We start from the raw sequence: 14179 nt of genomic DNA on the forward strand, positions 1-14179 counted from the left end.
AGATTATCTAAGTGAAAATCCCAATGAATTCAATACGCTAATAGCGCGACAATGCGCTCATGTTATGTGACGCGATGCGGGGAGCATCGGGATGTGCGTCCCACTAGCACGGGCGCGCAGCTTTTGCTGCCGCCGTCAAAAGCCGCGCGGGCGCTGATCCTCTGCATCGCCTGACTCCGTATGGAAGGGAACATGATTCTCGGCGACACGATTCTGGAAACGTGCGATCTGACTAAAGAATTCAAAGGGTTTACCGCAGTAGATGGGGTCAATTTACGTGTGCGTCGAGGATCAATTCATGCATTGATTGGGCCCAACGGCGCGGGAAAAACCACCTGTTTTAATCTGCTTACCAAATTTCTTGAGCCTTCAGCGGGGCAAATTTTTTTCAACGGTATCGACATTACACATGAGCGTCCTGCGCAAATCGCCCGGCGCGGGATTATCCGGTCATTCCAGATTTCTGCCGTTTTTCCGCATTTAACGGCATTGCAAAACGTTCGCATTGGGCTACAACGAAAACTCGGTACGGCATTTCATTTTTGGCGCAGCGAGCGCACGCTGCGCCAACTCAATGATCGTGCGCTGGATCTGCTCACTCAGGTCGACCTGGCGGATTTCGCTGCGAAGCCGGCTGCCGAACTCTCGTATGGCCGAAAACGCGCGCTTGAGATCGCCACGACCCTGGCGATGGAGCCGGAATTAATGTTGCTCGATGAGCCCACCCAGGGGATGGGCCATGAGGATGTTGAACGTGTGACCGTGCTGATTCAAAAGGTCTCTAGTGGGCGAACCATTCTCATGGTCGAGCACAACATGAACGTTATCGCGGGCATCTCGGACACGATAACGGTCTTGCAACGCGGTGAAGTGCTAGCGGAAGGGCGCTATGCCGAAGTCTCGAAAAATCCGCTCGTCATGCAAGCCTATATGGGGAGCGCAGATATGGCGCTTGCTGGAGCGTATTCGTGAGCGCCGCGCTAGAGATCGAAAATTTACATGCCTGGTACGGTGAGTCGCATATTCTGCATGGCGTTGATATGCGCGTGCAGCATGGTGAGGTCGTCACGTTGCTGGGCCGAAACGGAGCAGGACGCTCGACTACCTTGCGCGCCATCATGGGCCTGACGGGCCGCCGTAGAGGATCGGTTCGCATTGGGATGAGCGAAACCATCAGGATGCCGACGTATCGTATTGCGCATTGCGGCGTCGGCTATTGCCCTGAAGAACGCGGGATTTTTTCGAGTTTGTCGTGCGTGGAAAACATGCTGCTTCCGCCGTCTGTCGGAGACGTCGCGCATACGATGTCGCTCGAAGAGATTTACCAGATGTTTCCCAATCTTAAAGAGCATCAGATGAGTCAAGGTACTCGTCTCTCTGGTGGTGAGCAGCAAATGCTAGCCATGGCGCGTATTTTGCGTACGGGAGCGAGTTTGCTATTGCTCGATGAGATTTCCGAGGGGCTCGCTCCCGTGATTGTGCAGGCGCTGGCCCGTATGATCGTGACACTTAAGGCGAGGGGCTACACGATCGTCATGGTTGAGCAGAACTTTCGTTTCGCTGCGCCGCTCGCAGATCATTTCTATGTCATGGAACATGGCCGCATCGTCGAACATTTCAATGCGGCAGCGCTGCCGGGAAAGACAGCGGTAATACACGAATTGCTCGGCCTATAAGCGTTTTATCTAATACAGAAAATAACAACAAAGGATAAATACAACACGAGTAGAACAGGAGACAAACATGAAACTGAAAATACTCACGCGTTTGATGTCGCGTTGCTTCGCTGTTACGGCAGGCATGGCATTGACGATAGGCAGCGTGCAGGCGGCAAACGATACCGTCAAGATCGGTTTTATTACCGACATGTCTGGGCTGTATGCGGATATTGATGGGCCGGGTGGTCTTGAGGCGATCCGCATGGCAGTGGCTGATTTCGGCGGCAAGGTGAATGGACGGCCAATTCAGGTGGTGTATGCCGATCATCAGAATAAGGCCGATATCGCGGCGTCACGGGCACGTGAGTGGTTCGACCGCGATGGCGTGGATATGTTGATTGGCGGCACGAATTCGGCAACTGGGCTTGCGATGAATCAGGTCGCGGGTGAAAAGCACAAGGTTTATTTCAGCATTGGTGCTGGGGCCGATTCGCTGACCAATGAGCAATGTACGCCGTACACCGTGCATTACGCCTATGACACTACGGCGCTGGCTAAAGGCACGGGGTCGGCGGTGACGAAGCAGGGCGGCAAGTCATGGTTTTTTTTGACGGCGGATTACGCATTCGGTAAAGCTCTCGAAAAAAATACGGCCAACGTGGTGAAAGAAAATGGCGGTCAGGTACTTGGATCGGTGCGGCATCCATTATCGGCATCCGATTTTTCTTCGTTTTTGCTTCAGGCACAGGCTTCGAAGGCCCAGGTGCTGGGACTGGCGAATGCGGGGGGCGATACGATCAACGCGATCAAGGCTGCCAGGGAATTCGGTATCACACGTTCGATGAAGATCGCGGCGTTGCTGGTGTTTATCAACGATATCCATAGCCTTGGGCTGGAAACTACCCAGGGGCTTGTGCTGACCGATAGCTGGTACTGGAACAAGGATGCGAATACGCGCAAATGGTCGAAGCGTTATTTCGACAAGATGCGAAAAATGCCTTCCAGTCTTCAGGCCGCTGATTATTCCGCCACGATGAATTATCTGAAAGCGGTGCAGGCAGTGGGATCGACAGATGCCGACAAAGTTATGACGCAACTTAAGGCGCAGAAGATCGACGACTTCTTTGCTAAAGGCTATGTGCGTCGGGATGGCAGCATGATTCACGACATGTACCTGATGCAGGTTAAAACACCTGCCGAATCAAAAGAGCCGTGGGATTACTACAAAATCATTGCCACCATTCCTGGTGAACAGGCATTTACAACACGGCAGGAAACGCGCTGCGCACTATGGAAGTGACGTATGTGAATCGGGATGCAAGGCGGCAAACGGATTGCCACTTTGCGATGACGTATTTTCCTGGCGACAGATGACGGGTTGAAGGTTCGATGGATATCCTGGGCGTTCCATTGCCGGCGATGCTGAGCCAGTTGTTGCTCGGGCTCGTGAACGGCTCGTTTTATGCGATGTTGAGTTTGGGCCTCGCGGTGATTTTTGGCTTGCTCAATATCATCAACTTTGCTCATGGCGCGCTTTTCATGCTTGGCGCGATGCTTACATGGATGGGGTTGTCGTACCTTGGCCTCTCCTACTGGATCATGCTGGTACTGGCTCCAGCCCTTGCGGGGTTATTGGGCATCCTGATTGAGCGCACCCTGTTGCGCAGGATTTATCACGTCGACCATCTATATGGGCTTCTGCTGACATTTGGCCTGACGCTGGTGATCGAAGGTGTGTTCCATACGTTCTATGGTTCCTCCGGGCAGCCTTATGACGTACCGCAGGCGCTATCGGGGGTGAGCAATCTGGGCTTCATGTTTTTGCCGAACTATCGTGCATGGGTCGTCGTGGTATCGCTGGTGGTGTGTTTTGCAACGTGGTTCATGATCGAAAAAACCCAGCTCGGAATGTATTTGCGAGCAGGCACCGAGAACCCGCGTCTTGTGGAAGCATTTGGCATCAACGTGCCGCGAATGATTACGCTGACCTATGGCTTTGGCGTTGCATTGGCTGCGTTTGCGGGGGTGCTGGCAGCTCCGGTTATTCAGATTTCACCGTTGATGGGGCAACCGGTGATCATCACGGTATTTGCGGTGGTGGTGATTGGCGGCATGGGCTCGATTCCCGGTTCGATTTTGACGGGACTGATGCTAGGCGTGATTGAAGGATTAACGCGCGTTTTTTATCCGGAGGCATCGGCGACGGTCGTCTTCATCATCATGGCGCTGGTATTGCTGGTGCGGCCGGCAGGCATCTTTGGCAAGGAAAAATAATGCAAAAAAAAGCGTTCTATACGCTATTGCTGCTGGGTCTGGTTCTCGCGCCATGGATAGGGGCTTATCCACTCTTCGTGATGAAGATGCTGTGTTTCGCGCTCTTTGCCTCGGCCTTCAACCTGTTGCTGGGATATACCGGGTTGCTGTCGTTTGGTCACGCCATGTTTCTCGCTACCGCGGGATATGCGACGGGCTACACCATTCAGACATGGGGCTTTTCACCGGAGCTTGGAGTACTCGCTGGAACCGTTGCCGCAATGCTACTTGGCATGATTGTTGGTTTCTTTGCGATTCGCTGCCAGGGCATTTACTTTGCGATGGTGACATTGGCTTTCGCGCAGATGATGTATTTCATTTACTTGCAGGCCCCGTTTACCCATGGCGAAGATGGCTTGCAAGGGGTGCCGCGCGGCAGCTTGTTTGGGCTGCTCGATCTGTCATCAGATATCGTGCTCTATTACGTTGTGTTGACGGTAATGGCCTTGGTGTTCTTGCTGATTGTGCGCATCGTTCATTCTCCATTTGGACAGGTGCTGGTCGCCATTAAAGAAAATGAACCAAGAGCGGTCTCGCTAGGTTATGACGCGGCCCGCTTCAAATTGCTCGCGTTTGTGCTGTCGGCGGGGCTGAGCGGGCTGGCAGGATCGCTGAAAGTACTGGTGCTGGGGTTTGAGACGCTCGGCGATGCCTATTGGACGATGTCCGGTCTTGTTGTACTGATGACGCTCATCGGTGGCATGGGGACGCTCTGTGGCCCTTTGCTGGGGGCAGCGCTGATCGTCGTTCTGGAAGACCGGCTGGGCGATCTGGGGAACGTGCTGGCAACAGTGACAGGTATCAGCTGGTTTCGGACATTCGGCGAGTCAGTCACGATTGTCACTGGACTGATTTTTATCGTGTGTGTCCTGGTGTTTCGACGGGGTATCGTCGGTGAGATCGTGGCTCGGACCAGGGTTTTACGCAGCCAGGATAATTAATCTGGTATCCGATCCATATGGGCGAAGCTATATGGCTTTATCCATGCTGCATTAAATATTTTGGTGAATAGAACAATCATGTTACTGGTCAGTTTTTTCTGTTAATCATTAAGCTGGGATATGCCTAGGGTAAATGCTAGTTGTTCACTTCTGAGCGCTTGTTTAATCTTCGCCTAGTTCTGATGCACGCTGAATTTTGCAGGTGGAGAACGAGGAGACAATGAGGCACTCAGTGCCCAGGAAAGCGCTACCAGATTAACGTCTGGTGGCGCTTTTTATTTGCCCGTCTGTTTTGTCTATCTGTGCCTTTTATGAATGTTTTCACTGGATTAGCAGATTCGCTTTGCCTTTTATTTTTATGCTTGGCGCATTTTTTTACGTCCGCTAAACTCGGTAATTGCCGACCATATAGTCGGTGATTGCATCAATCATCACGATTAGCTTACTGACGTATTAATTCCGTTCATTAAGTGCCGCGCTGAGGGCTATATCGCCAGCGCGCATGCAAGTCGAGATGTTTTTTTGCTGTATGCAGTCACCCGTTAGGGCGATGACACCCAATCACCCCGGCAGTCGAGCCGGAAAATACAAAACCCAAAACACACTACGCAATATGCGCGAAGCGGGCGCATGGAGACTGACGATGAACATGAAGTATTGGATACGGGCTGGCATTGTGATGGTGCTGACAGGCATGGCAGGCGCGGTGGTGGCACAGGTCAAGATCGGAGTCACGCTGTCGGCGACGGGGGCCGCAGCCTCGCTTGGAATTCCTGAGAAGAACACTATTGCGCTACTGCCCAAAGAGATTGGCGGCAAGACCGTGCAGTACATCGTGCTTGACGATGCATCGGATACCAGCCGTGCTGTGCAAAACACCCGCAAGCTGATTGACGAGGATCACGTGGATGCAATCATCGGTTCGACCATGACGCCTAATACGCTGGCGATGCTTGGGCCTGTCGCCGGGAGCCGGACACCGATGATCTCATTGGCGGCCTCCGCCGCCATTGTCGAGCCCATGGATGCGAAGCGTGCATGGGCTTTCAAGGCGCCGCAAAACGACAGCCTGATGGCTGATGCCATCGCTGAATACATGGCTAAACACGGTGTGAAGACGGTCGGGTTCATCGGGTTCTCGGATGCCTATGGCGAGAACTGGTACACGGTGTTCAGCACAGCGGCGAAGGCACATCAGTTGAAGCTGGTGGCAAACGAGCGCTATAACCGCACGGACGCTTCGGTTATCGGGCAGGTGCTGAAAACCATGGCAGCCAACCCGGATGCCGTGCTGATCGCGGGCGCGGGCACTCCGGCGGCGTTGCCCGCGAAAGGGCTTAAGGCGCGCGGCTACAAAGGCAAGATTTATCAGACCCACGGCGTAGCGAACAATGATTTTCTGCGCGTATGCGGCAAAGATTGCGACGGCGAGTTATTGCCTGCGGGCCCTATCCTCGTGACGGAACAGCTACCTGCTTCGAACCCGGCGAAACAATCTTCACAGGCGTACAAGAGCGCTTATGAAAAAGCTTACGGTGCAGGTTCGGTATCGACCTTTGGCGCGCATGCATGGGATGCGGGACAGATGTTGCAGCAGGCTATCCCTGTGGCGTTGAAAAAAGCCCAGCCGGGGACGCCGGCTTTCCGCGAAGCGTTGCGTGCGGCATTAGAGAACCTCAAGGATGTCCCGCTTGCACACGGCATCATGAATACCACTCCTGCGGACCATAACGGTCTGGATAAACGCGCACGCGTGATCGTGCAGATTGTCGATGGTAAGTGGACATTGCAAAACGACTGATCCGATGCCGTATGTGGTGATCCGGCGGTGTGGCCAGTGCGCTGGCTGCGCCGTTTTTTTTGGGTGCATACATCGGCGTTCGCTCCGGTTCGATGCAAACGTTCGAGGATGACGAACAATGGATTTATCAATCGCCGCGATCCTGGCTCAAGATGGCATAACCACCGGTGCGATTTACGCGTTGCTGGCGCTAGCGCTGGTGCTGGTGTTTTCTGTCACACGGGTGATCTTCATTCCGCAAGGGGAGTTTGTAGCCTATGGCGCACTCACCTTGGCGGCGCTGCAAACCCGGAGTTTTCCGGCTACCTGTTGGCTCTTGCTGGCATTCGGCGCGGCGTGTTTTGCCGCGGACTGCGCCGGGCTAATGCGCCATGCGGAGCGGCGCCGTCATCTCAGGCGGACTTTGGCTGCATTAGCGGGTAAATATCTGCTGTTTCCCGTGGCCGTTTATGCGCTCACACGGATGATGTTGATGCAGCCGTTGCCGATGATCGTGCAAATTGCGTTGACGCTACTCATCATCATTCCAATGGGGCCGTTTGTGTACCGCTTGGCGTATGAACCTGTCGCTGAGGCGAGCACGTTATTGTTGCTGATCATCGCCGTGGCGGTGCATTTTGTGCTGGTTGGGCTTGGGCTGGTGATGTTCGGTGCGGAGGGGTCGCGTACCACGCCGTTTTCAGAGGTCACCTATAACTTGGGCGGTCTGTTGATCTCTGGACAAAGCCTATGGGTTGTCGGCACGGCAGCCGTCTTGATCGTGGCGTTGTACCTGTACTTTGGCCGGACGATGTCTGGCAAAGCTTTGCGTGCAACATCCGTGAACCGGCTGGGGGCTCAATTAGTTGGCATTGGCACCGCTCAGGCAGGGCGTCTGGCGTTCACGTTAGCCGCTGGTCTGGGCGCATTGTGCGGCATTCTTGTCGCGCCACTCACGACCATTTACTACGACTCGGGCTTTTTAATCGGGCTCAAGGGGTTTGTCGGCGCAATCATCGGCGGGCTGGTCAGCTATCCGCTCGCGGCGGCTGGAGCGGTACTGGTGGGCTTGCTGGAATCCTGGTCATCGTTTTGGGCAAGTGCCTACAAGGAAGTGATCGTATTCACGCTCATCATTCCTGTGCTGCTATGGCGCAGCCTGGTCACCCCGCATGTTGAAGAAGACGAGGAGTGAACCGATGAAACGCATGATGCAAAACCGCTTCTTCTGGTGCTTTCTAGTCGTGATGTTCACCTTGCCGGTGCTGCCGCAGCCGCTGCGCATGCCGGAGTACTGGGTCACGCTACTGAACTACATCGGGCTGTACTCGATCGTGGCAATTGGGCTTGTGCTGCTGACTGGCATTGGCGGGATGACAAGTTTTGGGCAGGCCGCGTTTGTGGGTCTTGGTGCTTACACTACGGCATACCTGACGACGCGTTTTGCTGTGTCGCCATGGTTCGCACTGGTGGCGGGTGTGCTGTTGACTGCGCTGGTTGCCTTGATTTTGGGTCTGGTGACGATGCGCTTATCAGGACATTTTTTGCCGCTGGGCACGATTGCGTGGGGGCTCGCGTTATTTTTCCTCTTTGGCAATCTTGATTGGCTAGGGAAATACGATGGCATTAATGGCATTCCCGTACTCAATGTTCTGGGTTTTCAGCTGGAGTCAGGGCGACAGATTTACTACCTGATCTGGATCGTTGTGCTGGCCGCGATTGTATCGGTGCAAAACCTGCTGAATAGCCGGCCAGGACGGGCAATCCGGGCGTTGCGCGGGGGCGGGGTGATGGCCGAGGCAATGGGGGTGAACACGGCCTGGATGCGGGTGGTGATATTCGTTTATGCCGCTGTATTGGCTGCGGTTTCCGGCTTTCTCTACGCGCATTTGCAGCGAGCGGTGAACCCGACACCGTTTGGGCTTAACCATGGCATTGAGTTCCTGTTCATGGCGGTGGTAGGTGGGATTTCACATGTTTGGGGCGCTGTGTTGGGCGCGGCAATTGTCACGTTCTTGCAGGATTATCTTCAGACGATATTGCCCCGCTTGCTGGGTGAAAACGGCAACTTTGAAATCATTGTGTTCGGTATTTTGATGGTGGGGTTGCTTCAATATTCACGGCAAGGGGTCTGGCCATATGTCGCGCGAATATTTACGCGGTTTTCCCCGGTGGCATTACCTGTTTGTGCTGAGGAACATGTTGTGCCACCGCCTTTACCCTTACCGCAACGAGCGAGGCCCGATGCGGGCACGGTACTTTTGTCCGTGAACAAGGCGAGAAAGCAGTTTGGAGGTTTGGTCGCCGTCAACGATGTGAGTTTCGAAGTCAGCGCGGGCCAGATTCTTGGACTGATTGGCCCTAATGGCGCTGGAAAATCAACGACGTTTAACCTGGTTAGCGGCACATTACCGGTAACAAGCGGTGAGATATTTTTTCAGGGCGAGCGAATTGATGGACTCCACGCGCGTGACATTGTGCGGCGGGGCATTGGCCGTACGTTTCAGCACGTCAAGTTGCTTCCGGGTATGACGGTGCTCGAAAATGTTGCGCTGGGCGCCCATTTGCGCGGATGGGCTGGAGTATGGCGAAGCATTGTCAAATTGAACGGTAGGGAGGAGGCTCGTTTGATGGCTGAGGCTGTCAGGCAGATTGAACGGGTTGGGCTGGCGGCCTATATACATCACGATGCGGGGAGTCTGGCACTAGGGCAGCAACGAGTTCTGGAAATTGCTCGAGCCTTGTGTTGCGACCCCACATTGCTTTTGCTGGATGAGCCAGCTGCAGGCTTGCGATATCAGGAGAAACAGCAACTGGCAGAATTGCTGCACAAACTTAAAGACGATGGCATGAGCATTCTGCTGGTTGAGCATGACATGGATTTCGTGATGAATCTTGCTGATCGCCTTGTTGTGATGGAATTTGGGACATGTATTGCGCAGGGGCTGCCGCGTGATGTGCAAAATGACCCGGCTGTGCTGGAAGCTTATCTCGGCGGGGTGGAGTGATGGTGATGACGATGGCTATGGCTATGGCGATGAAACATGATGTTTCCATGAATTCCCATGCCCCCATTTTGCGAGTCAATGCCCTGTCGGTCCGCTATGGCAAGGTAGAGGCTTTGCGCCAAGTTGGAATTGAAGTAAAGCCTGGGCAGATTGTTTCAGTGATAGGGCCCAATGGCGCGGGTAAATCGACATTGCTCAATACGATCATGGGTGCGCTACCTGCGGCCGGGTATGCCAAGGGGCCCGTTTTTTATCGTGGTGAAGATGTCAGTGCGATGCCGGTTGAGAAACGAGTCGCGCGTGGCATGTGCCTGGTACCAGAAAAGCGCGAGTTATTTTCGACAATGACGGTTGAGGATAATTTGTCGCTGGGTGCATATCGACGTAAACGAGCGGGCGAACATGATTACCTGGATCAGTTGGAGCCCGTGTTTGGACTTTTTCCGCGTTTAAGGGAGCGATATAAGCAGCTTGCTGGAACATTGTCTGGTGGGGAGCGGCAGATGCTAGCGCTTGGGCGGGCATTGATGGGTAAACCGGACCTGCTCATGCTTGATGAACCCAGCCTCGGATTGGCTCCGCTCATTGTGAAGGAGCTTTTTCATATCATTAGCGCCTTACGGCGTACAGGCGTAGCGATATTGCTGATTGAGCAAAATGCACGGGCAGCGCTTCAGATTTCTGACTATGGCTATGTTTTGGAGACCGGTGAGCTTGTGTTAGAGGGGCCGGCCGATGATCTGGCAAAAACTCCTCGTGTGATTGAAGCCTACCTTGGCCTGGTTAAGAAGATTGCGGTGGAGTAGAAGCAAGACGAGTAGGTGAATTTGTTAGCTGTATCCGCTTAACGATAAATATGGACGGCGTGTTTCACGTGAAACACGCCGTTTTTATTGTGTTACCCGAATGGATGAGATTCGGGGCCTTAAGCGAACCCGTTATAATTCGCCATATATTTTCCTTAGAAAGGCTCGCGTGAGACGTGCGCGAGATCCACGATGCTTTATCCCACAGAATTTGACGTGATTGTTGTTGGTGGCGGCCATGCTGGTACGGAGGCCGCACTCGCTTCGGCCCGTATGGGCAATAAAACGTTACTCCTAACCCATAACATTGAAACGCTCGGCCAGATGAGCTGTAATCCGTCGATCGGTGGTATCGGCAAAGGCCATTTGGTCAAAGAGGTTGATGCATTGGGCGGTGCAATGGCCGCAGCGACCGACGAAAGTGGTATTCAGTTTCGTATTTTGAATTCATCAAAAGGTCCCGCCGTCCGGGCAACACGAGCTCAGGCCGATCGTTTGCTATATAAGCAGGCAATTCGGCACCGGCTCGAAAATCAGTCGAATCTCTGGCTATTTCAACAAGCGGTTGAAGATTTAATGGTCGAGGGTGACCGTGTAGTTGGGGCGGTGACTCAGGTTGGGGTTCGCTTTCGCTCGCGCGCGGTTGTACTGACAGCGGGGACATTTCTCGATGGCAAGATCCACGTTGGTTTAAACCACTATACCGGTGGTCGAGCAGGTGACCCCGCCGCAGTGTCTCTGTCCGCACGACTGAAAGAATTAAAACTGCCACAAGGGCGCTTAAAAACAGGCACGCCACCACGTATTGATGGACGTTCTATTGATTTCTCCAGGCTCGAAGCACAGCCGGGTGATCTTGATCCTATTCCCGTGTTTTCCTTTATGGGTCGAGTCGAACAACATCCACAGCAAGTGCCATGTTGGGTGACACATACGAATGCGCAAACGCATGACATTATTCGCAATGGCCTTGATCGCTCGCCGATGTACACGGGGGTGATAGAAGGAGTAGGGCCTCGCTATTGCCCGTCAATCGAAGACAAGATTCATCGTTTTGCAGCAAAAGAATCACATCAGATTTTCCTGGAACCCGAAGGCTTAACGACTAACGAGTTCTATCCCAATGGGATTTCGACTAGCCTGCCGTTCGATGTCCAGTTAGCGCTGGTTCATTCAATGAGAGGTTTGGAGTCGGCCCATATCCTTCGCCCTGGTTATGCGATTGAGTACGATTATTTCGATCCCCGAGGGCTTAAGGCCTCGCTGGAAACAAAAGCGATCAATGGCTTATTTTTTGCGGGACAGATCAATGGCACCACAGGTTATGAAGAAGCTGCTGCTCAAGGATTGTTGGCAGGTTTGAATGCGGGGCTTCAGGTTCAGGGAAGGGCTGCCTGGTGCCCACGTCGAGATCAGGCCTATCTGGGTGTTCTGGTTGATGATCTGGTGACACAAGGAGTATCCGAGCCTTATCGGATGTTTACCAGCCGAGCCGAGTATCGACTGAGCTTGCGTGAAGACAATGCTGATATGCGATTAACCGAGATCGGCCGCGAACTTGGCATTGTGGATGATGTCCGCTGGAGTGCTTTTAACCGAAAACGTGATGCCGTTTCACGTGAAACAGAGCGGCTGAGAACAACGTGGGTCAATCCCAGGACATTGCCCGCTGAAGAAGCAACTGCATTGCTTGGAAAGCCCATTGACCATGAATACAGTCTTGCTGATCTGCTTCGCCGGCCGGGCGTGCGTTACGAGGGCGTTTGTAGTTTGCTTCATGGCGCATGTGAACCAGAAGTTGCTTTGTCTGATGATGCTGTGCTTTTGGCTCAGATCAAGGAGCAGGTTGAGATCGGTATCAAGTATCAGGGTTATATCGACCGGCAGGCAGGGGAGATCGAACGTAATGAGTCACATGAAAACACTCGTCTTCCGGATGGGTTGGACTATGCAGAAGTGCGAGGATTGTCATTCGAGGCTCGCCAAAAGTTAATGCAGTTTCGCCCTGAGACCATTGGTCAAGCATCACGGATCTCAGGCATTACTCCTGCATCTATCTCACTGTTGATGGTTCATCTGAAGCGTGGGCTAGGGCGGCGCAGCATCGCCCGGCCCGATGATGTGTCGGCGGTGTGATGGCGGGGCATAAACATACTGATGTAGCAGGAAGCCGGGCAATGCTCGCCACGCTGTTGATGGCCGGTGCCGCTGAACTGAATCTCGATCTTGGTGAAATACAGCAACAGAAGCTTCTGGATTACGTCGCTTTGCTCGCCAAATGGAATACCGTCTACAACTTGACGGCTATTCGTGACCCGCGGCAAATGCTGATCCAGCATATTCTCGATTCCCTTTCGATCGTGCCGCACTTGGCTACGCGCGGGCCATCGGCCATCCTGGATGTGGGCTCAGGTGGGGGAGTGCCGGGTATTGTGCTTGCTATTGCATTGCCTGACTGGCATGTAACGTTAAATGACATTGTTCATAAAAAAACTGCTTTTCAGGTGCAAGCCAAATCTGAATTGGGTTTAAGCAATATTGCGGTGGTGACCGGCAGAGTAGAAACATTGCAGCCCGGCATGGGGGTTCCCGCGAAATTCGATGTGATCGTTTCCCGTGCTTTTGCGGAGCTGGCGGATTTCGTTACGCTGGCTCGCCATCTGGTCGCCAGTCGCGGAACGATGTGGGCGATGAAAGGGGTACGTCCGGATGCTGAAATCGGACGGTTGCCTGCAGGTTCACATGTTCAGCAGGTGATCCGTCTTGATGTACCACTGCTTGACGCTGAACGCCATCTGGTCGAAGTCACAGTTAACGAATCCGTCCAGCCTGCTGATACCAATTAACCAGGGTAGGTGCATGTTTTGGCTTGTCCGCAAGCAGCAAAAAGGGATATATCACGATGGCAAAAATCTTCTGTGTTGCGAACCAGAAGGGCGGCGTCGGCAAGACGACGACAACAGTCAATCTTGCCGCGAGTCTCGCATCGCAGGGGCAGCGTGTTCTTCTTGTGGATCTGGATCCGCAAGGGAATGCCACGATGGGAAGCGGCATAGATAAGGCTGCCTGCGAGAACACGATCTATGAGGTACTTGTTGATGGTGTATCGGTTGCTGAGGCTCGGGTGCGGCCGGAGGCGGTGGCCTACGATGTGTTGCCGGCTAACCGTGAGCTGGCAGGAGCTGAAGTTGAGCTAGTCAGCATGCCAAACCGGGAGCGCCTGCTAAAGAACGCCTTGGTGCCTGTGGCCGAAGACTACGATTTCATCTTGATTGATTGCCCCCCGGCACTTTCATTGCTGACCTTGAATGGGCTTTGCGCGGCACGCGGTGTTGTGATTCCGATGCAGTGCGAGTATTTCGCGCTTGAGGGTCTCTCCGATTTGGTCAATACCATCAAGCAGGTCCACGCGAATTTGAACCGTGACTTAACTGTCATTGGTTTGCTTCGCGTGATGTTTGATCCGCGCATCACATTGCAGCAACAGGTATCTGAGCAGCTAAAGGCGCATTTCGGCGAGAAAGTTTTTGATGCCGTGATCCCGCGCAATGTGCGGCTTGCCGAAGCACCCAGCTACGGCTTGCCGGGCGTGGTATTTGATCGGGCATCACGCGGGGCACAGGCTTACATACAGTTTGGTGCGGAGTTAATTGAACGTTTGCGTGCGCAATAA

General features: G+C 53.6%; 12 protein-coding genes. All 12 read left to right on the forward strand.

The window, feature by feature from the left end; all coding sequences use genetic code 11:
* Window positions 1–192: 192 nt before the first annotated feature.
* The 12 genes from GH657_RS01250 to GH657_RS01305 all read left to right on the forward strand — a co-directional run bounded on the left by GH657_RS01250 (window position 193) and on the right by GH657_RS01305 (window position 14179).
* Window positions 193–972 (forward strand): ABC transporter ATP-binding protein, encoded by a 780-nt coding sequence (locus GH657_RS01250; RefSeq protein ID WP_153099021.1) that lies wholly within the window; start codon window positions 193–195, stop codon window positions 970–972.
* On the forward strand, window positions 969–1676 hold the full coding sequence (locus GH657_RS01255) for an ABC transporter ATP-binding protein (RefSeq protein WP_174769841.1): 708 nt from the start codon (window positions 969–971) through the stop codon (window positions 1674–1676). The genes GH657_RS01250 and GH657_RS01255 overlap by 4 nt, the downstream gene beginning before the upstream one ends.
* Before the next feature lie 67 nt (window positions 1677–1743).
* On the forward strand, window positions 1744–2958 hold the full coding sequence (locus tag GH657_RS01260; RefSeq protein WP_153099022.1) for an ABC transporter substrate-binding protein: 1215 nt from the start codon (window positions 1744–1746) through the stop codon (window positions 2956–2958).
* A gap of 89 nt (window positions 2959–3047) precedes the next feature.
* A complete protein-coding gene (locus GH657_RS01265; RefSeq protein ID WP_153099023.1) occupies window positions 3048–3932 on the forward strand; it encodes a branched-chain amino acid ABC transporter permease in 885 nt (294 codons plus the stop codon).
* Window positions 3932–4912 (forward strand): branched-chain amino acid ABC transporter permease, encoded by a 981-nt coding sequence (locus GH657_RS01270; RefSeq protein ID WP_153099024.1) that lies wholly within the window; start codon window positions 3932–3934, stop codon window positions 4910–4912. Before GH657_RS01265 ends, GH657_RS01270 begins: the two co-directional genes overlap by 1 nt.
* Window positions 4913–5555: 643 nt before the next feature.
* The gene (locus GH657_RS01275) at window positions 5556–6713 is read left to right on the forward strand and encodes an ABC transporter substrate-binding protein (RefSeq protein WP_153099025.1); all 1158 of its coding nucleotides are present in this window, start codon (window positions 5556–5558) and stop codon (window positions 6711–6713) included.
* Between the two features lie 118 nt (window positions 6714–6831).
* Entirely contained in the window at window positions 6832–7887 is a 1056-nt protein-coding gene (locus tag GH657_RS01280) for a branched-chain amino acid ABC transporter permease (protein WP_153099026.1), read from the forward strand.
* Window positions 7888–7891: 4 nt separating this feature from the next.
* Window positions 7892–9700 (forward strand): branched-chain amino acid ABC transporter ATP-binding protein/permease, encoded by a 1809-nt coding sequence (locus GH657_RS01285; protein ID WP_153099027.1) that lies wholly within the window; start codon window positions 7892–7894, stop codon window positions 9698–9700.
* A 47-nt stretch (window positions 9701–9747) separates the two neighbouring features.
* On the forward strand, window positions 9748–10506 hold the full coding sequence (locus tag GH657_RS01290) for an ABC transporter ATP-binding protein (protein ID WP_153101583.1): 759 nt from the start codon (window positions 9748–9750) through the stop codon (window positions 10504–10506).
* 192 nt (window positions 10507–10698) lie between these two features.
* Complete coding sequence (gene mnmG / locus GH657_RS01295; RefSeq protein WP_153099028.1) at window positions 10699–12642, forward strand: tRNA uridine-5-carboxymethylaminomethyl(34) synthesis enzyme MnmG; 1944 nt, start codon at window positions 10699–10701, stop codon at window positions 12640–12642.
* 41 nt (window positions 12643–12683) lie between these two features.
* Window positions 12684–13352, forward strand: coding sequence for a 16S rRNA (guanine(527)-N(7))-methyltransferase RsmG (gene rsmG / locus GH657_RS01300; RefSeq protein WP_174769842.1), 669 nt, complete (start codon window positions 12684–12686; stop codon window positions 13350–13352).
* Window positions 13353–13408: 56 nt separating this feature from the next.
* Window positions 13409–14179, forward strand: coding sequence for a ParA family protein (locus GH657_RS01305; RefSeq protein ID WP_153099030.1), 771 nt, complete (start codon window positions 13409–13411; stop codon window positions 14177–14179).

The organism is Paraburkholderia hayleyella (genome assembly GCF_009455685.1).
In the GTDB taxonomy this organism is placed as follows: domain Bacteria; phylum Pseudomonadota; class Gammaproteobacteria; order Burkholderiales; family Burkholderiaceae; genus Paraburkholderia; species Paraburkholderia hayleyella.